General features: G+C 58.5%; 15 protein-coding genes. 7 read left to right on the top strand and 8 right to left on the bottom strand.

All coding sequences use genetic code 11. The features are described 5' to 3' along the window. Window positions 1-16: 16 nt before the first annotated feature. From FXO11_RS01995 to FXO11_RS02025, 7 genes are all read right to left on the bottom strand, one after another. The gene (locus tag FXO11_RS01995) at window positions 17-1,534 is read right to left on the bottom strand and encodes a DUF1254 domain-containing protein (RefSeq protein ID WP_148861332.1); all 1,518 of its coding nucleotides are present in this window, start codon (window positions 1,532-1,534) and stop codon (window positions 17-19) included. A 532-nt stretch (window positions 1,535-2,066) separates the two neighbouring features. After that, complete coding sequence (locus FXO11_RS02000; RefSeq protein WP_148861333.1) at window positions 2,067-3,050, bottom strand: HupE/UreJ family protein; 984 nt, start codon at window positions 3,048-3,050, stop codon at window positions 2,067-2,069. Next, a complete protein-coding gene (locus FXO11_RS02005; RefSeq protein ID WP_148861334.1) occupies window positions 3,047-3,886 on the bottom strand; it encodes a peptidyl-prolyl cis-trans isomerase in 840 nt (279 codons plus the stop codon). Before FXO11_RS02005 ends, FXO11_RS02000 begins: the two co-directional genes overlap by 4 nt. Then, window positions 3,883-5,745 (bottom strand): DUF3604 domain-containing protein, encoded by a 1,863-nt coding sequence (locus tag FXO11_RS02010; protein WP_148861335.1) that lies wholly within the window; start codon window positions 5,743-5,745, stop codon window positions 3,883-3,885. The genes FXO11_RS02005 and FXO11_RS02010 overlap by 4 nt, the downstream gene beginning before the upstream one ends. 211 nt (window positions 5,746-5,956) lie before the next feature. Beyond that, window positions 5,957-6,880, bottom strand: coding sequence for a GGDEF domain-containing response regulator (locus FXO11_RS02015; protein WP_148861336.1), 924 nt, complete (start codon window positions 6,878-6,880; stop codon window positions 5,957-5,959). Beyond that, window positions 6,873-10,442, bottom strand: a complete 3,570-nt coding sequence (locus tag FXO11_RS02020) for a CHASE domain-containing protein (protein WP_148861337.1) — start codon at window positions 10,440-10,442, stop codon at window positions 6,873-6,875. The genes FXO11_RS02015 and FXO11_RS02020 overlap by 8 nt, the downstream gene beginning before the upstream one ends. Window positions 10,443-10,752: 310 nt before the next feature. Next, entirely contained in the window at window positions 10,753-11,715 is a 963-nt protein-coding gene (locus tag FXO11_RS02025) for an HAD-IIA family hydrolase (protein ID WP_148861338.1), read from the bottom strand. A 439-nt stretch (window positions 11,716-12,154) separates the two neighbouring features. Here FXO11_RS02025 and dctP point away from each other — a divergent pair, with 439 nt between their 5' ends. From dctP to glcF, 7 genes are all read left to right on the top strand, one after another. Further along, window positions 12,155-13,342, top strand: a complete 1,188-nt coding sequence (gene dctP, locus FXO11_RS02030; protein WP_264766192.1) for a TRAP transporter substrate-binding protein DctP — start codon at window positions 12,155-12,157, stop codon at window positions 13,340-13,342. Between the two features lie 66 nt (window positions 13,343-13,408). After that, window positions 13,409-14,113 (top strand): TRAP transporter small permease subunit, encoded by a 705-nt coding sequence (locus tag FXO11_RS02035; RefSeq protein WP_148861340.1) that lies wholly within the window; start codon window positions 13,409-13,411, stop codon window positions 14,111-14,113. Then, on the top strand, window positions 14,110-15,660 hold the full coding sequence (locus tag FXO11_RS02040; protein ID WP_148861341.1) for a TRAP transporter large permease: 1,551 nt from the start codon (window positions 14,110-14,112) through the stop codon (window positions 15,658-15,660). The genes FXO11_RS02035 and FXO11_RS02040 overlap by 4 nt, the downstream gene beginning before the upstream one ends. A gap of 95 nt (window positions 15,661-15,755) precedes the next feature. Continuing rightward, window positions 15,756-16,181 carry a GlcG/HbpS family heme-binding protein gene (locus tag FXO11_RS02045; protein WP_148861342.1) on the top strand — a complete coding sequence of 142 codons (426 nt, stop codon included), beginning with the start codon at window positions 15,756-15,758 and terminating at the stop codon, window positions 16,179-16,181. A gap of 89 nt (window positions 16,182-16,270) precedes the next feature. Next, window positions 16,271-17,725 carry an FAD-linked oxidase C-terminal domain-containing protein gene (locus FXO11_RS02050; RefSeq protein WP_148861343.1) on the top strand — a complete coding sequence of 485 codons (1,455 nt, stop codon included), beginning with the start codon at window positions 16,271-16,273 and terminating at the stop codon, window positions 17,723-17,725. Then, on the top strand, window positions 17,725-18,789 hold the full coding sequence (gene glcE / locus FXO11_RS02055; RefSeq protein WP_148861344.1) for a glycolate oxidase subunit GlcE: 1,065 nt from the start codon (window positions 17,725-17,727) through the stop codon (window positions 18,787-18,789). Before FXO11_RS02050 ends, glcE begins: the two co-directional genes overlap by 1 nt. Before the next feature lie 10 nt (window positions 18,790-18,799). Continuing rightward, window positions 18,800-20,011 (top strand): glycolate oxidase subunit GlcF, encoded by a 1,212-nt coding sequence (gene glcF / locus FXO11_RS02060; protein ID WP_148861345.1) that lies wholly within the window; start codon window positions 18,800-18,802, stop codon window positions 20,009-20,011. A gap of 4 nt (window positions 20,012-20,015) precedes the next feature. On the opposite strand, the gene FXO11_RS02065 is transcribed toward glcF, so the two are convergent. Continuing rightward, complete coding sequence (locus FXO11_RS02065) at window positions 20,016-21,428, bottom strand: CHAD domain-containing protein (protein ID WP_148861346.1); 1,413 nt, start codon at window positions 21,426-21,428, stop codon at window positions 20,016-20,018. Window positions 21,429-21,506: the final 78 nt, after the last annotated feature.

Below are 21,506 nucleotides of genomic sequence, written 5' to 3' on the forward strand. Positions count from 1 at the left end.
ACGCCTGCATAGCAAGCTACTTCTGGACGACCTCGAAGTCCGGCATCTTGAACGTTTTCTTGTAGAAAGCGTCCGTCGGACCATAGAACCGGATCGTCGGCAGCGGTCGCTTGCCTGACGTGGGAATCCAGTTCGATTCGAGCCCATCAGGGGCCTTCGGACCCACATAGAGCGTGACGCTGCCGTCGGTGTTCTTTTCCATCGTGTCGATGTCGTAGGAAGAGAGCGTGGTGCGATTGCTGGCGCTGTAGATGAAGGCAAACGTGGCGCGGTCGTACACCGTGAGTGCCCAGAACTGCTTCACCGGCATGTCGGCGGGCACATTCACCTTGTAGAGTTTGCCGGCCTCCAGCTGCTTGCCGTCGTTGTCCGCCATTGCTGCCATATAGGCTGTGGGCGGCGTGTCGGAGGCCTTTTTGGGGAAGTACGTGGCCCAGAAGTACTGGGCTGCGCGCTCGATCAGATCGATTCGACCGGCATAGGTGAAATTGAACTCCCGGTTGTCATCGGGCTGCAGAAGAGAGACGTAATGGCGATCCGGCCAGTAGACGCGCTCCGCCATCTCCGTGTCCATCCACTGCTGCAGGAAGTGCCAGGCGTCAATCGCGGCCTGCCGCATGGCGCGTTTGGTGGTCTCGTCCGGCGCGAACGGCTTGCCCTTTTCGATACCGAGCGACTTCAGCATGCCCATCATTACCTTGTCCTGCTCCTTGACGGGCTCGACGCTCACGATGGCGTGCATATCTTCGAAGTGGCGTTCGTCGTAGAAGGGGAGCGTCGGGTAGCGGTCTTCGCTGGGATCGATGAACGTCTGCTGCGGTGGATTTTCCGCCTCCGAAAGGTAATACATCCGCAACCGCTTCGCGTAGTTGTATGCGTCCGTTGCGGTCTTGCCCGACGCGGGCACCGAACGAAACGCCAGCGCGATGCGGTAGTTCGGCGATGCGATGTGGATATAACCCGGTGGGATCGTCGCCTCATAGTCCGGCGGCGTGAACAGGTATTTGCCTCCCTTGCCTTTGTCGACGCCTGCCGGCCCGACGTCGGCAATCGTGTATTGCCAGGCGTCAACAACCTGGCCATAGAGACTGCCATCCGCTCCCGCTGGGGGAACCTCCAGTACGACGGGGCCCTCTCGCAGATCGGTGTAGGCCGCGATATACGGCGTGGAGCTGTTCGCAGTCAGCGCCTCGAGTCGCGGCGAAGCCGTCTTGGAATAAGCGATGATGTCGTTGTCCTTGTAGCCAAGTTCATCGACAGCCCCTCTGCGAAAGGAATAGATGGCCATTGCCGGCATGTTCCACAGCACGGCCTCGAATGCGCGCTGGTATTTGGTCTGGTAGTCGAAGTCCTCGACCGAGGGTTTTGCGCCCTCTGGCGGTTGGCCGCCCTGTGGCTCTTGCCCACTCTGGGCCAAAGCGCTACCACTCATAGCAAAGAGCGCCGTGACGAACAGAATGAATAGGGCGGCTATCGAGCGCAGACTCAGCGTACCCGTCCGCCGACCGATCAAGAGCGCATACGTCGTTCTCATAGGGTGTCCCTTCCGTTCTATGGTTAATCATTCACTTACTTCGAACTGCCAGGCATGGAAACCTTGATGTTCGGTGGGTATTTCTTCAGAAACTCTGCAAACGTCCTGCATTCATGGTCATGCGCGCGAGTAGTAGCGGTTCTTGAGGTCCGGTGCGTTAACGGGTAGCGGGAAGTGGCTGGGTCGGAATCCTTTAGATGGTCCCGGTAAGGCAGACGAATATCTGTAGCGCGGAGTGCAGGGCGGCTCGCTTGTGGGTGCAAGCCGCGAGGGCTCTGGAAAATATCTGAAACGAGCGCAGCGGCTGTCGTCGGCGCCGTTTGGTGGGAGGTCTTCACGGGGCGGCTTCCTTTCCTTGTCAACGATCGAAAACGTTTCAGCAGTGGGCACTCACGTTACTTCGAGACATCAGAATTCGAAGACCGCCACGTGTCAGTGACTAGCTCACAAAGAGATTAATCTTTCGAAAGAAAAGAGTAGTCCGCCTTCGAACCTCTGTCGAGAAAGGTTCCGTGACAATTTCGTTGACGCACTAGAAGCTCGCCACACGCTCAAACACCCAGAACGAGGCAAGCGAACCGATCAGGTAGGCTGGCGCACGGAGTGCCCAGGAGGGGTAGGTGGAGAGGGTCTGACCGAGCACGCGCCATAGCGCGAGGATGGCGAAGACGAACAGCAATTGTCCCGCTTCCACTCCAACGTTGAATACCACTAATGCGGTTGGAATTGCGTTCTGTGGCAGGCCGATTTCGCCTAAAGCGGCGGCAAACCCGAGACCGTGCAGGAGTCCGAACGAGAACGCGACGATCCAGGGCGATTGAGCCGTCAGCCCCGGTTTGCCTTGCTGGCCGCGAATAATCTCGGTGGCGACAAAAACAATGCTCAAAGCAATGCAGGCTTCCACGGGTGGGACCGGCACGACCACCACCTCCAGCGAGGCGAGAATCAGCGTGATGCTATGGGCCACAGTAAAGGCGGTGATAGCGACAATCAGCTTGCGCATGCCCCGGATCAACAGCAGCAGTACCAGCACGAACAGCAGGTGGTCCGGCCCCAGCAGGATGTGCTCCACGCCCAGCATGAAATAGGTGACCACGGTGTCCGCCCAGGTGGGTTTCGCGGCGATAACATGATCCGGCGCGTCCGGAGTGAAGCGATGAGTGGTGGTCGTGCCGTCCCGGTATTCAATGCGCATCAGGGCTTCGGTGGTGGTTTTCTCCAGTCCCTCGATGCGGACCGGGGTGTCGGCCAGCCCGTGATCGCTGCCAACGGACCAGCGTTGGACATGGGCGCCGCCGACAAACCCGCCCTGACGTTCGGTGACGTCCTGAATCGAGGGATCGAACCGGACGTTCAGGGACAGCCGGGCGTAATTACCCCGGGCCGGCACTTTCCAGAACACGTCGAAGCGGTTGGCCGACGTCTCGCTGATTTGCAGGTAAGCGGGACGCAGGTTGTCGGCCCCGGCAAACGAGCTGGCGAGCAGCAGTAGCAGCGTGCAAAGGGCACGAGTCATGAGCTGGGCACCTCGACATCGTTCCAGCGCACAACCACGTCGTAGTCCTCAAGCAGCTTATCGTGCATGGATTGTCTGAGTGCTGCGTTGCGGGCATGGCGCCAGTCCCGCTCCACAGCGGCGGCAACGTCTTCCAGCGCGGGGGTGAACGCCGGTTGGTAGGCGCTGATGTACACAAAGTGCATGCCCAGTCCGGAGCGGACCGGGCCTGACCAGGTGTTCGCCGGGGCCTGTATCAGTGCGTCAGCAAAGCCGCTGCCGAAGGCCCGGTCGAGTTCCCGGCTGGAAGCAGCTTCAAACCGCGTGGGTATCATTCCCGAATCACCGGTTACGGATTGGCCGGCTGCAAGTCGCTCGGCGACGGTGTCCAGCCGGGCCTTGAGTTGTTTATCCGGCCGGCTGGTATGGATGAAGACCTGTTCGAATGCAAACACGGCCGGCTGCTGGTAGCGCGCGGCGTTTTCGGTCAGGTATTGCTGTAGTTCCTGTGGGGCCGGCTCGGTCAACTCGGCCACGTCGTCGGTGTAGAACTCCATCTTCTGCCGCAGGCGCCGGCGAATCACGGTGTCGTTCTTGTCGATGCCCAGTTCCAGTGCCTGCCGGTAGAGCACTTCCTCGACGATGTAGTTATCCACAAGTCCTTGCAGCTCCTCTTGTGAAGGAGAGCGCTGCCAGGTTTTTCGAAAATTCACTGCGAGCTGCTCGATACGGCCGGGTTCCACGACGATACGCCGATCCGACTCGAGGCTCGCCGGGTTGAGGTACAGGTAAAGGGCGAAGAACCCGGCGCCGATCAGAAGGAAATGCAGTAGCGGTTCTTTCAGCAGTCGGATCATCCGGCAGGTCCTTCCTCGGGGCTATACCAAATGGGCGAACTGAAGCCCCGCTCCTGGTGGACCAGTGGCACGTCGTCATCCATCTTGGCACCGAGGCGAACCTTGTCGTAGAGGGTCCAGCGCGGCGTGGGGATTTCCAGAACGCGGACGTAGTAGAACGCCTTCTCTTTGGGATTGAAATCCGGGTCCTCGAAGAAGCCGATCAATTCTGCGGCGCCGATGCTGTTGCTGTATTTGGCGGTTTCCACGTTGACCGTATTACCGACGGGCGGCACTTTGCCATATTTGTCCGGTGTGCGGTCGCCGGACCATTCAACATCGAAAATGCGCTCCTGGGTCTGGCCGTCGCTGTCCACCCAACCCTTGATGATCTGGACTCGGTCCAGGTTGGCGCCCTCGGGATCTTTCATGGCCGCGACGAGGAAACGCGGTTTGCTGTCAGGGCCGGCTTTCGTGAGGTGGCCACCCATTGGCACGCCTTTGCTGTAGCCGGTGGCTACCCAGTCCGCCTCGAGATCCGACTCGTCCAGCTCGAAGCCGGCGAAGAAGCGAACGACCAACCGGGGGCCGGTAGTGGCAAAGGTTTCTTTCCGGTACATGGCGTCCCAGATCGCTTCCCGGGTGTTCTCGGTGGACCAGACGCCCATAACGCCTGAGGCAGATTGTTCCCAGCCCATATAATCGCCGGAAACGCCCTCGATCAGGGGGAAATTCCAGCGATCCGGACGAGGCTCGACAGTCTTGAATTTGCCGAAAAAATTGTCCTCTTCGGTGGACGACAGACCCGTATGAGTATCGGTGCCGGCGTTGGCGCCGTACAGGAATGGGTTGGCGCCCAGCTCATTGGAAATGCGCAGGCCGCTCTTGAGGGCCTCGCGCCAGTATTCATACTTCAACGCGCCGTCGGGTTTGGGCTTGAGGATCAGGTTGCCCCGGTCCCACAGATCCCAGTCGGCGAATGCGTCCGCCGGCGACAGGCTCGGGTGGGTTTCGCTTTGGCCCTTGATCTGGGTGACTTCGAACAGCGGCTCGTAGCGGGCTCGCATCTCTGCCCATTCGCGGGTCATGGGTGAGCCGTCAAACTGCTGTTCCTCGAACATCCTGCCGTTGGACATGTTGCCGTTGTGGGGAATGGCCAACACCTGACCGCCGGTTTCTTTCTCGTAGTTGGCCATCCATTCCCAGAGCTTGGCCGGGTCCTGGGTTTCGAAGGTGGTCAGGGGTAGCAGGTCGCGAGTGCGGTCGGCGCCATCCCGGAAGATCACGTTGCGATGCAGGTTGTCTCCCCCGCCGGCGTTCACGGTCCACTCATAGGCGATGAAGGTCGTGAACTCGCCGGGCTTGTAGTATTTCTCGGCGGCGTCGACAGTTTTCTGCCAGGCGGATTTCATCCATTTCGGGTCAGTCACCTGGGGCGGTAGCTCTTCGTTGGACTGCATCCGGATCAGTTCACTCTTTGCTGCGGCTGCGGCATCCTCGCCCTCCTGCAACGCATCGCGCCAGCGCCTGAGCGTCTCGTTCTCCATCATCTCCGGGTTGCCCGCGACAATCTCGTTGATGACGCCCATGCCGTCAGAGTGGTCGGTCACCATGAACCAGTCGTAGGGGCGCCCCAGTTGCGCTTTCTGACCGGTATTGGAGTCCACCACCATACCGAGGGCGAAGCGGTAGGCATCGTCCGGGGTGAGAATCGCGCCATCCATGCCCGCGTCTGCAGACCAGCCGGTATGGACGTGGGTGTCACCGAAGTAGGCGGTGGTCGGGTAGCCATCGGCGTTTGATTGGGCTTGGGCCGAAATGGAGAAGAGGGGACCCGCCGCCAGGAATAGGGCGGCGCCCAAGGGAAGGGCAAGTCTCATAACGAGATCTCCGTAATTGTCAGGGCGTTGGGTCCTCTGACATCTGATGCCATGAAAACGGATGGCGTCACGGAGGAATGATTCGGCAATCTTGTCTTAAGAAGCGCTAGCGGCGCTGCCTTTTAGGTTTAGCAAAAACAGGGCGGTTGTAAAGGCAAGGACCAACTGAATTCATCAAAGCCCTGACGGCAGGCCCCGTGACGCTTCCGCGTCATGGGGCCGGGCTAACACAATCTCGTCCCCCGAGTTCCTTGGCCTTGTAGAGCTCGCGGTCGGCCTGTTCTATGAGGTTTGTTTGGGTCACGGTTTGGTTGGGAATAACGCTGGCGCAGCCAATGGATAGGGTAAAGTGAGGGCACCCGTCGGTGTCTGCCGAAGCATTCTCCAGAAGCGTTTTCAGGGTAGTCTGTAGCCGGTTCGCCACCAGGACCGCATCATTGAGTTTGGTGTTTGGCAATAGGACGGCAAACTCATCGCCCCCCAGTCGCGCTATCACGTCACCAGCGCGCGCTATCGTGCGCTGCATGGTGTGGGCCAGTGTTATCAGGCATGTATCGCCTACCGGGTGGCCGTGGGTATCGTTGATTTGTTTAAATTTGTCGAGATCGACCAGAAACAGGCTAAGTTGGGTTTGGTGGCGTAAGGCGCGCCGCCACTCAGTGCCCAACTGCTCTTCGAACAGTCTGCGGTTAGCGGTACCGGTAAGGGGATCGGTATAGGCTGCCGAGGCGAGTTTGTCTGTTTTTTTCTTGAGATCGATAAAGGTAGAGGCCTTCGCGCCTAGAATGACTTGATTGAATGGTTTCAAAACATAATCGACTGCCCCTATCTCGAATGCGCTCTCGATGTCGCTTTCCCGATGCGAGCCCGAGATGACGATGATAGGTAAGTATGCGAATTGACGATAGCTCTTGATGTGCCGCAAGAAATCGAGGCCGGACTCGTCCTTCAGGTAAAGATCCAGCAGTATCAAGTCGATGTCGGGCGAAATAAGACGTTTCGCTTCGTCGACCGTGCGGGCGATCACCAGATCGAACCGCTCCCCCAGAATGCCCTCCAGACTGGTTATGCCGACGGCGTCGTCCTCAATAATTAGAATTGTCGATAGGGCGCCGGGAGGCGACAGCTCAACCATCTAATGGCAACTCCTGCTTGATTTCCGAGATCACTTGTCGTGTGGCGCTAAAGTCAAACCTAGCTACCGCCTTCTGGAAACGATCCGCGAGTGTGTAGAAGTTCTTTGCCAAAAGAAAGCTGACGACTTGCTTGGTGTCGTTGCTGTTTACCAAGCGGTTGGTACTTGCTTTCTCCTCAATGCGCGAAAGTGTCTTCAAGAACGCGTCCTCACTGGGCTGATCGCCCTCTGGCGCCGCTGGAATTTCGTCTAGAAAAGCGTCGATGGCCGATAGATGCTGTAGTAACTGTTCTTTCAGCGCTTGGGCAGAATCGAGTGCCCGTCGATCGTCCGAGTCGTCTTCGATCTCGCCCGCAGTGCGCTGAAGGTCGACATCGGCAATGTTGCCTGCAGCGCCTCTAAGGCGATGGGCAACAAGCCTCATCCTGTTCGCATCTGCGTTCTCGAGGCTGGCGGAGATTTCAGCCTCAATTTCTTTTCCGCTCACAGCAAAGCTGCGCAGACAGGGTATGAATATCGCCGGCACCTTACCGAACAACTCCGCATGTCGCTGTGACGAAATACACTCAGGCATGTCTTTGGGCCGCGGACTAACAGCCTCCGCAGGGAGTGTCGTAGCGTTCCTTGTCTTAAAGAACGTCTGCAGAATCCGTTGGATGTCTGCGGGCAACACTGGTTTGGTCAGGTACTCATCCATACCGCTTTTTCTTGCACTCTCCCGGTCGTGTTCGCTGACCGAGGCGGAAAGCGCAACGATCACGGGCTGGTGCTCAAGTGGGGCGCTACGGATGCTTTCGGTGATCTGCTGGCCTGTTTCGCCTTCGAGATGCAGGTCCATGAACACCAGGTCGCACGGCTGCGTTTGTAGGTGCCTAAGGGCATCTTCACCGCAGTGCACCGACGTTGCTGTGGCATTGAATGCCTTCAGATAGCTTGCGACGATTTCGCAGTTCAGTGGCAGGTCATCAACCACTAACACCTTTAGACCGGTATAAGAGGGGCGTTCCGTCACATCGAGAGTGGGATTGGGGTAATGAGTCTTGCGGCTGGTGAGGCTGTCGTAAAGCTTGGATGGCGTGAACGGTTCTGAAATCACCGTTCCGCCAAGTTCAACAACAGCCGAGAGCCAACCGGCCATGAAGCCTGGTGGCGCCAGAATGACGATGCGCTCGATCACCGCACGGTTCCCGGCTTTTATCAGGTCTGAGATCCCGCTCTCCAGCGAAACCATGTCGGCGCTCTCAGTATCGATCAGAAAAACCGGCGGCGCTTTGCTGGTGTCGGGATCCGAAATCATATGTAGGCCTGTGGAGAAATCAGCTACAGGATTACACGGGACCTGCCACTGCGTGGTGTACTCTCTCAAAACAGGCAGGTTACGGTTGAAGCCGTAGTGAAATAGCCGGGGCTGGTTTGCGAGTTCCCGCTGGCCGAAGGTTAGGAACACCGAGGGTGTCTGCACGGGTATCTCTACCACGAAAGAGCTTCCCTTACCGAAGGTGCTGGACAGCGATAGTGTCCCCCCCATGAGTTCAGTCAGTTTTTTGCTGATAGCCAGTCCAAGTCCTGTACCGCCGTAGTTTCGGCTGGTGGATTCATCCGCTTGCTTGAAGTTGTCGAAGATCCGCCTTTGGTCCTCGGGTTTGATGCCAATGCCGGTGTCTTTTACAGACACGTTGAGATGTCCGCCGTTGCCTACTTGGGTTTCAAAGGAAAAATGTATGGATATTTCCCCCTCGGAGGTGAACTTGACCGCATTTCCTATCAGATTGATCAGTATTTGGGATAAACGAAGCAGGTCACCTTGTAGGGTGCTGGGCACATCCGGGTTCACGACGACGCGAAGACGGAGACCCTTCTCCTCGGCAGCCAAGGCAAATAGCTCAGCGGTGCGCTGGATCAGCGTATCGATTTCGAACGGTCGCTTTTCTATTTCAATGGTTTCGGATTCGATTTTGGACAGGTCTAGAATGTCGTTCAGAAGCTGTAGCAGAATTTCAGACGCGGAGAAGGCTTTTCTTGCCAGTACGCGGGAATAGTCAGTCAGGTTGGTTTCCAGCAATAGCACCAGCATGCCAATGATGGCGTTCATGGGCGTTCTGATTTCATGACTCATGTTGGCGAGAAAAGCAGCCTTCGCCTCTGCGGCTTCCTGGGCTTGTCTGCTTTGGATTTCCAGTTCCCGGTTCAGTTGCTGTAGTTCGATTTCCCGCTGCTTGAGCTCGGTAATATCGTGCGCAATTGAGACAAAGCAGGGCTGATGGTTCTGCGTAATCGGCACATAGCTCACCGTGAGCGTGCGACGTTTGCCCGTGTAATCTTCAAACTGCGTTGTTGATTCCAGCGTTTCCCCCGCTAAGGCACGTTCATGGAAGGGGCGTCTTTTTTCGGCCATATCGGGGCCGAGAAACTCGGTTATAGACCTGTCGATGGCCGTGTTTTTCTCGATGCCGGTAATTTTCGCGCCTTGGGTGTTCAGGAAACGGCAGTTCAGATTTTCATCCCATACGCCGATGGCTACAGGAAGATTGTCGGTTAGGCTCTCGACAAAGTTCAGACTTTCCCGGAGTTCGGCCGTTTTTTCGCTGACCTTCCTTTCGGCACGGCGTTTGGCGTTCGATAGCAGAACAAAAACCAGGATGATGAGTGCGTCGATGGCAATGCCCGCCGCAAGGATGATGGCGGGCTGCTTACTGGCATTGAACGCTTCGAACAGCCGGGTGGTTTGTACGTCAAAATGCCACTCCCGCCCGTAAAGGCCGAGGGTGTACGACTTGCTGAACATAGGGCTTGTGTCGACGTTGTCATCAGTCGCCTGTAATTCATCATATAAAACTTCGCGCTGGTCGCTAATCCTGAACTGAATCAGACGGTTGACGTTGGCTAACGCGCCTTCCATCAGCTTGGACACAATGAACGGCGCATAGACCAGTCCCTCGAATTGCGCCTCACGCTGACCTTCTGGGGGGATTGAACTACTCGCGTAAAAGGGATGGAAAAACAGAAATCCGGGTGTCTGTGCCTGGTCCTGAACCAGCACGATGGGCCCGGTGATCTGGGTTTTGCCACTCAACATGGCGCGACGCGCAGCCTGGTAACGATTGGCTTCATGCGCCATATCGAGGCCGATCGCCGCCTTGTTCGTCACCTCGGGCTCGATATAAAGAATGGGCCAGTAATCGTTCTGATTATGGGGCGGGTGAATGCTATAACCCGGGCGCTTCTCCTGCTGCTCATCGACGAAATTGGCCCTTTCGCCAGGTGCAACCCGATAAATAACACCAATACCATTAATACCGGGCAAACGTTCCGGCATTGCCAGGGATTCGCTATACGCCCGCCATTCTTCCCAAGACATGTCTCCATTTTGCGAGTGAATCGCACCGGCGCCCGAAACCAGCGCGAACGCATAATTTCTCATGCGGTCGAGGAGCACTTCGTTCAATTGCTCGACCTGATAATTGAACTGTACTTCCGCTTTGTCCAGCGCGATACGGGACGAGATGTGCCAGGCGACGAATGTGAGCGAGAGCGAGAGCACGACAACGATCCAGTGGAGCAAGGATAGTGAAGTTATCCAGCGGAATCGTTGATGGGTTCTGAATGACACTGCGAAGATCCTCAGCCGGTTTACCGCAATAGGTGACCCTGCTAGATAGAGTAATCGACACTGTTTCCAGAACAAGAGAGATATGTGTCTTTTTGGGAGGGGTGTGTAATGGGGCCGTTGATCGCAAAAAAAATCGAAGCCGCTTCGGACGCGGCATGGGCGGCGACCATTTCTACGTGGCGGCAAGGTGGCGTATTCCCGCAGATAAAGCTTAGCGGTAAAAGCGTAGGCTACGGTGGCAGGGTTGTGTTTGGGGCGCTCACTAAATGGCAGGTGCTACAAAGTCTGGTTGGATACCGGAACGCTCCATACAAGCACGGACGTCCAGTCCCTTCAGCGAACCGTGCTCGGTGACCAGCATCGTGCGCATGCCGGCGCTTTGGCCGCCGAGGATGTCGGTATGCAGAGTATCGCCGATCATCAGCGTGCGGGACGGTTCGATGCCTTCCAGCCGGGCCAGGGCTTCCTGGAATGCGGGGCCATAGGGCTTGCCGTAGAACACCGGTGTAATGCCGGTATGGTCGATCAGGCGGTGGGCGTAGAAGCCCGGCTCCAGAGTGAGTGTGTCGTCCCTGGGTGCGACCAAGTCCGGGTTGGCCACTTCCACGGGGCGAGGATAGCTGCCGAGGCTGGCTTCCAGTTGCGCCTGATGGTTGCTGGTCCAGCCGTGGGTGCTGAGGAAGATAAACCCGTCGCAGCGATCCATACGATCGCGCAGGTTATCGTTCGGTTCGCCGTGAATGCTGACGTAGTTCAATGGCAAGGTCTGGGGGTTGGCCTCCAGCGGGGCGATGACGCCCCACAGACCCTGCCTATGGCCAGCATGCAGCGCTCGCTCCAGTAGCCAGCGGCTGGAGATAAGCTGATCTTCGTCGAGGGCAAAGCCGAATGAGCGGTACTTCGACAACAACCGGTCGGAGCTGGCGGTGGCCGCGTTGGACAGAATCAGGCAGCGCTTGCCCGCCCGTTGAAGCTCGGCGAAGCGCATGACGGCATTGGTCAGCGGCCGGTCGCCGGTGTTAAGTACGCCGTAAGCATCGAAAACAAAAGCGTCGAACTGATCGGCGAGAAGCCCGAGGTTGGGCTGGGCCGTCACTTCCGCTGGACGATCCGGCCGAATGCTGGCGGGCAGGCGGTGCCGGATACGTTCATACTCGGAAAAAGCCCACCGGGGCGTCGGCAGCATCAGTTGATGAACCGGATTGACCACATTTTGGGAGTTCATTTTTAGCGTACCGCTGTCTAATCCGGGCGAAAACCCATCCGATAGGGTAGAGCACTAGAATCACGATAAATACCATGGTCCCTGGGGCTCAGCCAGCACAATTGATCACTAATCATGACTGCAACTGTAGCCCTAAACCACTGGCTCCGGCCAGTCCGGGAATGATGGATTCGCAAATATCGATAACTGCGCGTCGTTGCCGCTAGATGATAGGTAGAGACGCCGGACTATCGGAGGCGTGGGACGGTCATTATTACCCTCATAGTTTTTGATAATTGATCATTTTCTGGACGAATCACCAATTTGCAACAATTATCAATAGTGGTGCTGAGAGCGTCGTGCCGATGCTGTATGGGGTCCGGGAAAGCCGGCCCAAGTGTGCGAACTCGCTGACTCCAGAAGTAATCCACAACAACAATGACAGTGGGGACAGCTAAAAATGGAGTTTCCAATCGATCGTCGAAACAGCGGTGCCGTCCAACAGGCCGCGCGTACGCGGCTTGTTTTTAAAAAAAGTTCGAACAGAGGATTAGAGAGAGGTTTGAAGCAAGGCCCCATTAAAGGGCTGACGAAGTCTCTTACCTTCGTCGCCATACTTGCCGCTTTTTCCATTAGCACACCGGCTTCCGCCGCCACGACCTGGAAGATCCAGTCCGTATGGGACGCGGGTACGGTGGGGTATGACCTCTTCGAGGAATGGTGCAACTCGATGGAGGAGAAAAGCGGTGGCGAACTGAGCTTCCGCTGCTTCCCGGCCAAGGCCGTGGCGGCGGATAACAACGCCCTGTTCGATGCGGTGCGCAACGGCGTACTGCAAGGGATGAACCCGTTCACTCTCTATTGGTCCGGGAAGATTCCGGCCTCGGTATTCCTGTCGTCCTACCCGGCCGGCCCTGACCAGCCGCACCAGTGGGATACGATGTTCTACGCCCTGGGCATGCTGGAAAAGACCCGGGAAATCTACAAGAAGTTCGGTCTGTTTTATGTTGGCCCGATCCAGCACGACGCCAATATCATCCATTCCAAGAAACCAGTCAGCAACCTCGCGGACCTTAAGGGCATGAAAATTCGGGTACCCGGCGGCATGGTGGCGGAAGTGTTTCAGCAGTTTGGCGTATCCACGGTGAGCCTGCCCGGTTCGGACATCTTCCCGGCCTTGGAGAAAGGCACCATCGACGCTGCCGACTACGTTGGGCCAGCGGTGAACTACGAGCTGGGCTTCTCCCAGGTGACAGACTACATCCTATTCGGCCCGCCGGGCGTGATGTCCATCTACCAGCCGGTGGATCTGATGGATCTGACGGTCAATATGCGGGCCTGGAACAGTATTTCTCCCGAGCTTCAGCAACTGGTCGAGGACGAAGTGCGCAACTACTCGATGAAGCACTACCTCACCATCCAGAAACGGAACATTGAGGCCATGGAGAAATTCAAATCCGAAGGCGACACCGTCTCCCGTCTGAGCCAGCAGGATTTGATGGAGTTCCGCCGTGCCGCAATTCCCATCTGGTACAAGTGGGCCAACAAGGACGAGGACGCCCGTGCGATCTTCGACATGCAGCTCGAATACATGATGAACGACACCGTCGGCTATGTGAGCCCGGAAGACATCAAGGGCATGGAATAGGCCCCTCAACATGACGTGAACAGGGAGAGCTTCGGCTCTCCCGAATTGTTACCTGAGGGGTAAAGTATGTCCGATCTCGAAGGCTTTGGTTTTGTCCTGCCCCACTGGTTTTACTGGGGCTGGCTGGCGGTAATGCCGCTGATCATGATGGCGCTGGATCGCTGGCAGCAAAAGCGTAAAGGCCCGGTTGAAGACGAGCCGACACCGGTGCCCGGTGAAGTACAGAAACCCACGCCGCTGGAACGCCATCCGGATGCCGGGGTGAATGTGTTTACTCGCGCCATCGACTGGATCAGCGAGCACTCCGGTGTGTTCGTGGCATTCTGGACCGTCAATGCCGTGTGCTTCTACTTCTTCGAAGTGGTGATGCGCTACATCTTCAATATGCCCACCATCTGGGTGCACGAGGCCAGCTTCCTGCTGCTGGGGATGCAGTATTTACTGGCCGGCGCATTCGCCATGCTGCACGGCGCTCATGTGCGGGTGGACGTGCTCTACAACCTGCTGCCGGAACGCGGGCGGGTGGGCATGGATATCTTTACCTCCATGTTCTTCTTCATCTTCGCCCTGGCCCTGGCGATCACCTCCTGGACCTTCTTCCAGAACTCTTTCTCGATGCACGAGACCACCGTGGAAACCTGGGGCATCCAGTATTACCCGGTGAAGGCCATGATGCTGCTGGGCGCCATCCTGATTCTGCTGGCGGGCGTGTCGAAATTGATCAAGGACATTGCCCTGTTTATCCGTCTGGGTAAGGAGGGCACGGCATGAGCGTCAATACCGCGAAATCCAATACAGCAGCCAATGCGACCCGCTCGGTGATAGGCCAGTTGGGCACCTGGCTGATGATCATTTCGACCGTGGTGCTGGCTTTCATTATCTGCGTCGAAGTCATCAATATCCTGTTCTACGACCCCTACAGCGACGAATATTTCCTGTTCCGCCTGGCCGGCAGTCTCTACGGTATTGGCATCGGGCCGCTGACCTACCTGATGTTCGGCTCGCTGCTGGTGGCGTTGATGATGGGCCTGCCGCTGGCGTTCGTGACCGGTGGGCTGGGTGTCGTCTTCATTTATCTGGTGGGCGATGCGCTGATGCTCAATATCGTGCCCAGCCGCATCTTCCCGATGATGACCAACTCGGATCTGGCGGCGATTCCGCTGTTTATTTTCATGGCGGCGATGCTGGAGCGGGCTGGGCTGATCGAGGAAATGTTCAATGTGGTCTACAAATGGATGGGTGGCCTGAGCGGCGGTCTGGCCTCGGCCACGATCCTGGCCTCGACGATTCTCGCAGCGATGGTGGGCGTGATCGGGGCGGCAGTGGTGACCATGGGCATTATCGCCCTGCCGGCGATGCTCAAGCGGGGCTACGATCACCAGATCGCCCTGGGTTCGATCATGGCTGGCGGCACCCTGGGTATTTTGATCCCTCCATCGATCCTGGCGATCCTGTACGCGGTGGTGGCCCAGCAGTCGGTGGGCGAGCTGTATCTGGGGTCGGTGGTGCCGGGGCTGCTGCTGTCGGGCATGTATATCGCCTATGTGCTGATTCGCACCGCCATCAATCCGAAGCTGGGTCCACCGGTGGCCAAGGACGAGCGCGTTTCATTTAAGGGCAAGCTGCTGTTGCTCAAGGATCTGATTGCACCGCTGATTCTGGTGGCGTTAGTGCTGGGACTGCTGTTCGGCGGCATCGCCACGCCCGTGGAAGCGGCGGGGATCGGTTCTTTCGGCGCGATCCTGGTGGCCTGGATGCACAAGGCATTCTCCATCCAGACCCTCAAGGAAGCCTCGATCACTACCGCCAAGGCGTCGGCGATGGTGCTGTGGATCATGTTCGGGGCCTCGGTATTCGTCGGCTTCTACATCCTCCAGGGCGGGCAGGAATTCATCACCAATGCCATTCTGGGCACTGGCATGTCGCCCTACGGCATCCTGTTCCTGCTGATGCTGCTGTTGGTGGTGCTGGGCATGTTCCTGGACTGGGTGGGCATTCTGCTGCTGGCGGTGCCTATCTTCATTCCCATTGTTGAAGCGCTGACCTTCGACGGGCTGTTCGGCATGCCGGCGGTGCCGGGGGAGGATGTGGTGCTGTGGTTCGGCGTGCTCTACCTGGTGAACATGCAGATGTCGTTCCTCAGCCCGCCGTTCGGCTATGCGTTGTTCTATATCCGTGGCGTCTGCCCGCCGGAAATTTCCATGGGCACGATCTTCAAGTCGTCGCTGGTGTTCCTGGCCCTCCAGTCGGTTGGTCTGTTCGTCTGTGTCGTCTTCCCGACGGTCATTACCTGGTTGCCCAGCGTCGTGTACGGTTGAGGGTGATCGCTGAAAGTCGCATGGCGTTTGGGTGGCCATCACCGTTATAGAGGGGGTTGGGTTCACAGACGAACACATACACTTAGGAGAGAAACATGCTAACGGTAAAACGCCTCGACATCGAAGACGCCCGCATCCTGATCAAGGGTGCTTCCGAGAAAGCCAATGAAATCGGCATTCCCATGTGTATCGCCATCACCGACGAGTCCGGTAATCTGGTGGCCTTCGAACGCATGGACGGCGGCAAGGTGTCCAGCGCTTTCGTGGCTCAGGATAAGGCCTTTACCGCCGCCGCGGCACGCAAGGCGACCCATGAGTACAATGCGGCCAACGTGCCGGGTAATCTGGCTTTCGGCATCCACACCGAAGTCGGTGGCAAGCTCAGCACCGTTGGTGGCGGCCTGCCCGTCGTGGTCGATGGCGAGGTGGTTGGCGGTATCGGCCTCAGTTCCGGAACCCCGCAACAGGACATGGACTGCGCCCAGGCCGGGATCGACTATTTCCTGCAGAACCGGGGCTGAACTCGAGGCGGGTTTGCTGCTCTAAACATATCGATAAAAAACGGACGCCGTGTCCTGATAAGGGCGCAGCGTTCCGAAGAGAGAGGCCTATGTCAGCAGCACCGAAGATAGACCGGGCCGGGCTGGCGCGTCAGCTGCGGTCCTTCATCGATCCCCAATTCGTGATCGATGACGACGAAACCATGAAGCCCTACGAGTGCGACGGCATGTCGATGTATTGCGAGATGCCAATGCTCGTCGTTCTGCCGGAAACCGTGGAGCAGGTGCAAGAAGTGATGCGTCTGTGTCACGCCAACGAGGTGCCGGTGGTAGCCCGTGGTGCGGGTACGGGCCTCAGCGCCGGCGCCATGCCCAGCTCGGATGGCGTTCTGCTCTCCCTGGCCAAGTTCAATCGCATCCTTCAGATCGATCCTTTGGCTCGCACCGCGCGCCTGCAGCCGGGCGTGCGCAACCTCGCCATCAGCGAGGAGGCCGCTCAATACGGGCTCTATTACGGGCCGGATCCATCCTCTCAAATTGCCTGCACCATCGGCGGCAACGTGGCCGAAAACTCAGGCGGCGTGCATTGCCTCAAATACGGACTGACCGTTCACAATATCTTCAGCGTCGAGATGGTCACCGTCGAGGGTGAACGTATCGTCGTCGGCAGCGACGGTCTGGACAGCTGCGGCATGGACCTGTTGGCGCTGAGCACCGGCTCCGAAGGCATGCTGGGCATCATCACCGAAGTGAAAGTAAAGCTACTGCCCAAGCCGGAAAAGGCCCAAGTGGTGATGGCAGGGTTCGACTCGATACAGAATGCCGGCGACGCGGTGGGCGGTATTATTGCCCATGGCATTATTCCCGGCGGTCTGGAAATGATGGACGGTTACGCCATTACGGCTGCCGAAGACTTCGCCCATGCCGGCTACCCACGGGATGCAGAGGCGTTGCTGCTGTGCGAAGTGGACGGCACCGCCGAGGAAGTGCAGGAGCATATCGAGCAGGCCGAAAACCTGTTCCGCTCCTACGGTGCCACGTCGGTGCGAACCTCCCAAAGCGAGGAAGAGCGGGCGCTGCTGTGGAAAGGTCGCAAGTCCGCTTTTCCCGCCGTTGGCCGTATCTCGCCGGATTACTACTGCATGGACGGCACCATACCGCGTGGCCAACTGGCCCACGTGCTGACGGAAATGCAGAAAATGTCCGAGCGCTTCAAGCTGCGCGTGGCCAATGTATTCCATGCCGGTGATGGCAACCTGCACCCGCTGATCCTGTTCGATGCCAACGTGCCCGGCGAGTTCGAGCGCACCGAGGCATTCGGCAGCGCGATCCTGGAGCTGTGCGTGGCGGTCGGCGGCTGCATTACCGGCGAACATGGCGTGGGCATCGAAAAGATCCGACAGATGGCGGTGCAGTTCCGCGATGACGAGCTGACTCAGTTCCACGCCCTCAAGGCGGCGTTCGATCCCAAGGGCCTGCTGAATCCGGGCAAGGGCGTGCCGACCCTGCGCCAGTGCCAGGAATACCGGGCGCTGCAACCCAGAAAACAGGCGGCGGAGGCGTAATGGCGGATCAGGCAGAAGCGCTTCAGACCCAAGTAAAGACGGCTCGTGACGCCGGACAAAAACTGACCATCGTTGGTGGTGGCAGCAAAACATTCATGGGGAGGGACGCGGGTATCCCCACTACGCCCCTGGATGTCAGCGAACACACCGGCATCGTCAACTACCAGCCGGTGGAGCTGGTGCTGACGGCTCGTGCCGGTACACCGCTGAGCGAAATCGAGGCTACCCTGGCCGAGAACAATCAGATGCTTTCCTTCGAACCGCCGCGTTTCAGGGATACCGCGACGATTGGCGGCACGCTGGCGTGCAACCAGTCCGGTCCTGGCCGGCCCTGGACCAACTCGGTGCGCGACCAGGTGCTCGGTATCTGGTTGATCAACGGCACAGGAGAGCACCTCAAGTTTGGCGGCCAGGTGATGAAAAACGTCGCGGGCTACGACGTCTCCCGCCTGCAGGCCGGTGCTATGGGGTGTCTGGGGGTGATCACCGAGGTCAGTCTGAAGGTCTTGCCCCGGCCGGCGGCGACGTTGACCCTGGTGCAGCCGATGGGGCTGGACGACGCCATCCGTTTCATGAACGAGCGGGCCGGGGAAGCCAAGCCGCTCACCGGCGCCTGCTGGATGGGGGGCGAACTCTACCTGCGCCTGTCCGGCGCCCAGTCCGCGGTCGAGGCGACCGCCCATCAATGGCCAGGGGAGGTGACCGAGGACGCGGACGGCTTCTGGCGGGGGCTGCGGGATCACCAGCTGGCCTATTTCGATGGGCCGGAACCGCTCTGGCGCTTTTCCGTCAACTCAACTGCAGCGAACCCGGACCTGGACGGCGACTGGCTCGTCGACTGGGGCGGCGCCCAGCGTTGGTATCGGGGCGATGCCATTATGTCCGATATGGAACATCAGGCTCAGGCGGCCGGCGGGCAGGTCAGCCTGTTCCGTGGCGGCGATCGCAGCGGCGAGGTCATGCATCGCCAACCCGAACCTCTCAAGCGCATCCAGCAACGGCTGAAAGCGGCCTTTGATCCCCACGGATTGTTCAATCCCGGACGCCTTTACAGCTGGCTTTAGGACGTTTCTTATGCAGACCAATCTCGTTCAGGAATTTAGTAATACCGCCGAAGGACAGGAAGCTGAAGCGATCCTGCGGTCCTGTGTTCACTGTGGCTTCTGCACGGCGACCTGTCCGACCTATCAGGAACTCAACGACGAACGTGACGGCCCGCGCGGGCGCATCTACCTGATGAAGGAGTTTCTGGAAGGCCAGCCCGTCAGCGAAAAGACCCAGACCCACCTGGATCGCTGCCTGACCTGCCGTAGCTGCGAGACCACCTGTCCGTCGGGTGTCCAGTATGGACGCCTGGTGGATATTACCCGCGGCTTTATCGATGAGCGAATCGAGCGCCCGCGCCGGGAAAGGGCGATTCGCTGGGCGCTACGCCGCATCGTGCCCCATCGAACCCTGTTTGCGCCATTGCTGCGAATGGGTCAGCTGTTCCAGCCGCTGCTGCCAGACGCGCTCAAAACCAAGGTGCCGCCACGCCAAGTGGCCAGGTCCTGGCCAACGACGAAACATGATCGCGTGGTGGTCGCCCTTGCTGGCTGCGTGCAGTCGGCAGCGACGCCGAATACCAACGCGGCGGCGGCGCGCGTGCTCGATAAGCTGGGTGTTTCGCTGGTGGAAGCGTCGGAGGCCGGCTGCTGTGGGGCGTTGAACTACCACCTCTCCGCCCATGAGGACGGTTTGGATAACATGCGCCGCAACATCGATGCCTGGTGGCCGCTGGTGGAGAACGGGGCCGAGGCCATCGTTATGACCGCCTCCGGCTGCGGCGCTATGGTGCAGGATTACGGCCACCTGTTGCGCCACGATCCGGCTTATGCCGAAAAGGCCGAAACCATCAGTTCCATGACACGGGATCTGGGTGCGCTCTTGCTGCAGGAGGATCTCGGCCGGCTCAAACTGGCGAAAGACCCCGGCAAAGTGGCCTTTCATTGTCCCTGCACGCTCCAGCATGCGATGAAGCAGAACGGTGTGGTGGAGCAGGTGCTGCGCAAGGCGGGTATTACGCTGGCGGAAACCCGGGACAAACACTTGTGCTGCGGCTCGGCGGGCACCTACTCCATCCTGCAGCCGGAAATGAGCCAACGGCTGCTGAAGAACAAGCTACAGGCGCTGACAGTCGACCAGCCGGATCGGATCGTAACGGCAAATATCGGCTGCCAACTGCACCTGGGCAGCAAGGCAGACCGTCCGGTGCAGCATTGGATCGAGTTACTTGATCCCGCCTAGTGCACTAGGACGTCTCCGGCTGATCCTGTTTCTTCGATACTGCGCGGGCGACTGGCTCCGGCGTATCGATCGGGTCGAGAGTGAGTATGTGCTGACGCGCCGCCTGTTTCTGGCTGTCGAGGCGCTGGATCAGCGGGCTTAGCGTGCCTTCAGGGTCCGCCCCGGCCTGGTATTTCAGCATGAAATCCTGCTGGACGTGGCGGTCCTGAAATTCCCCCAGCAGCTTCTGGCGCTTCTTCAGGTCTTTGCGAAAATCGGACGGCAGGGCGGGGTCGAGATCCGCCAGGTAGCGGGTGCGTTTGAGGTTCTTGCGCAGGCGGTGAAAATCGTCGTCGGAGGACAGATCGGACAAGGCCACCAGCCGCGCGTTGTGGTCGGCAATCCGGGCATCCAGTGCCTCGCGAATGCGGTGCTTGTCCAGTTGCTGCAAGACCGTGTTCAGCTCACCGGCGTGAATAAATTCCCGCAAGTCATCCATATCGTCCATGTATTGGCGGGACATGACATGCTCGGCAAACGCCTTTTGGGCCGTCTCCCGCTCTTTGCCGAAGGCTTCAAGGGCGCCGCTACTGCGCAAGGCATCGCGGAATTCAGAGTCTTCGTTCCATTCGGCCAGCGTGTCGAGGAAGACATCCAGATCGCGCAACTGGCTGGTGGCCTGGGCATTGCGTTTGAAGCGCTTAACAGGCTTCTTCAAGTTGTTGTCGCCGGTAATCTGGTAGACGGTTTCCAGCACCGCACGGGCCCGGCGAATGGCGACGCGGTATTGATGCAGGAACTCGATGTCGTAGCCGAGCTTGGCGCCGGGCTCCAGTTTTTGCAGGCGTTCCATGATATGCGGCAGCGAGAGCGATAAGGCCTGAAGCGGATGCTTGGCTTCTTTCTTGCCGGGATCGGGGGGCTGCTTCTTCTGGAATAACGTGTAATCGATCCAGCGCGGCAGTAACAAGCCCCCTAACGCGGCCGTGCCATCCTCCACCTCGTCCCATTGCTGAATGGGCAGCATCAAATGTATGCAGCTGCCGGTGGGGAGCTCGTCGATAGGCTTGCGCAACAGGCTGTTCGCCAGTTCGAGCAGGGCGGGGTTGTGGCCGACGAGGGTGATGCTATCTTCCTGGCGCTTGGTAAGCCACTTGCGTAGGACATCGCTGTCGAAGGTGTACAGCTTCGACTTGAAGTGAGTTCGCGCGGGCAGACCATCGTCGCCGAGCGTGGCGATCATGCCTTCGAGGGTCTTACGGGCACGCATGGCGTTGCTGGAATAGATCTGGCCGTTGAAGGCGCCTTGCTGCGCCAGTGGTGCCGCCATAATCTCCATCTGCCGCTTGCCGCGGTTATTCAGCGGGCGCTCCCAGTCTTCCAGTGCCGGATCGGACCAGCTCGATTTGCCGTGCCGGATCAAGAAAAGATGTTTCATAGGTGTGCGACCGTACTCCTATTCGCTGCCATCGTATCACCCCCAATATGACGCCTATGTTGCTGCGTGGCAAAGGAA

Source organism: Marinobacter fonticola, from assembly GCF_008122265.1.
In the GTDB taxonomy this organism is placed as follows: Bacteria; Pseudomonadota; Gammaproteobacteria; order Pseudomonadales; family Oleiphilaceae; genus Marinobacter_A; species Marinobacter_A fonticola.

Bases quoted from the DNA above. Each gene is read 5' to 3' on its own strand.
- FXO11_RS02045 (WP_148861342.1), top strand. From the start codon at position 15,756: ATGCTAACGGTAAAACGCCTCGACATCGAAGACGCCCGCATCCTGATC.
- FXO11_RS02010 (WP_148861335.1), bottom strand. From the start codon at position 5,745: ATGAGACTTGCCCTTCCCTTGGGCGCCGCCCTATTCCTGGCGGCGGGT.
- FXO11_RS02015 (WP_148861336.1), bottom strand. From the start codon at position 6,880: ATGGTTGAGCTGTCGCCTCCCGGCGCCCTATCGACAATTCTAATTATT.
- FXO11_RS01995 (WP_148861332.1), bottom strand. From the start codon at position 1,534: ATGAGAACGACGTATGCGCTCTTGATCGGTCGGCGGACGGGTACGCTG.
- dctP (WP_264766192.1), top strand. From the start codon at position 12,155: ATGGAGTTTCCAATCGATCGTCGAAACAGCGGTGCCGTCCAACAGGCC.
- FXO11_RS02000 (WP_148861333.1), bottom strand. From the start codon at position 3,050: ATGACTCGTGCCCTTTGCACGCTGCTACTGCTGCTCGCCAGCTCGTTT.
- FXO11_RS02065 (WP_148861346.1), bottom strand. From the start codon at position 21,428: ATGAAACATCTTTTCTTGATCCGGCACGGCAAATCGAGCTGGTCCGAT.
- FXO11_RS02005 (WP_148861334.1), bottom strand. From the start codon at position 3,886: ATGATCCGACTGCTGAAAGAACCGCTACTGCATTTCCTTCTGATCGGC.
- FXO11_RS02035 (WP_148861340.1), top strand. From the start codon at position 13,409: ATGTCCGATCTCGAAGGCTTTGGTTTTGTCCTGCCCCACTGGTTTTAC.
- glcE (WP_148861344.1), top strand. From the start codon at position 17,725: ATGGCGGATCAGGCAGAAGCGCTTCAGACCCAAGTAAAGACGGCTCGT.
- FXO11_RS02025 (WP_148861338.1), bottom strand. From the start codon at position 11,715: ATGAACTCCCAAAATGTGGTCAATCCGGTTCATCAACTGATGCTGCCG.
- glcF (WP_148861345.1), top strand. From the start codon at position 18,800: ATGCAGACCAATCTCGTTCAGGAATTTAGTAATACCGCCGAAGGACAG.
- FXO11_RS02040 (WP_148861341.1), top strand. From the start codon at position 14,110: ATGAGCGTCAATACCGCGAAATCCAATACAGCAGCCAATGCGACCCGC.
- FXO11_RS02050 (WP_148861343.1), top strand. From the start codon at position 16,271: ATGTCAGCAGCACCGAAGATAGACCGGGCCGGGCTGGCGCGTCAGCTG.